The sequence below is a fragment of the Streptomyces nanhaiensis genome, from assembly GCF_046614825.1.
In the GTDB taxonomy this organism is placed as follows: domain Bacteria; phylum Actinomycetota; class Actinomycetes; order Streptomycetales; family Streptomycetaceae; genus Streptomyces; species Streptomyces radiopugnans.
In genome coordinates this window covers 1-612 of record NZ_JBKJFM010000385.1, presented here as the reverse complement: position 1 = coordinate 612, position 612 = coordinate 1, and the positions used below count along the sequence as shown (strand labels likewise).

1 pseudogene is annotated in these 612 nt (G+C 80.2%); it reads left to right on the top strand.

The window, feature by feature from the left end:
• Nucleotides 1–612, top strand: a pseudogene (locus ACLIYP_RS30725) (GNAT family N-acetyltransferase); the annotation flags it as partial.

Below are 612 nucleotides of genomic sequence, written 5' to 3'. Positions count from 1 at the left end.
TCCCGTCCCCCCCCCCCCCCCCCGGGGACCCCCCTCCCCAAGGCCCCCGACCTGGCCGTCCTGCCCCCCCCCCCCCACGAGGTGCCCGAGCCCGCCGAGCAGTGCGGCAAGCCCGGCGTGCGCGCCCTGGCCGTCCTCGGCCCCCGCCTCGACACCGGGCAGGGCGCCGCCCTGCTGGCCGCCTGCCGCCGCCACGGCATGCGCCTGCTCGGCCCCCACTCGCTGGGCGCCGCCAACACCGAGGACGACATCCGCCTGGCGGCCGTCCTCACCCCCGCGCTCCCGGCCGCCGGCACCGGCGGCACAGCCGGGGTGGCCGTGCAGTCCGGCGGGGTCGGCGCCGCCCTGCTGGGCGGGCTGGCCCGCCTGGGCATCGGCGTCTCCACCTTCGCCTCCCTGGGCGACAAGTACGACGTCAGCGGCAACGACATGCTCCGGTGGTGGGAGGGAGACGGCCGCACCGACCTGGCCCTGCTCCACCTGGAGTCCTTCGGCAACCCGCGCGCCTTCTCCCGCACCGCCCGCCGCGTCTCCCGCCGCATGCCCGTGCTCACCGTCGACGCCGGGCGGTCCGAGGCCGGCCGGCGCGCCGCCGCGGCGCACACCGCCGCC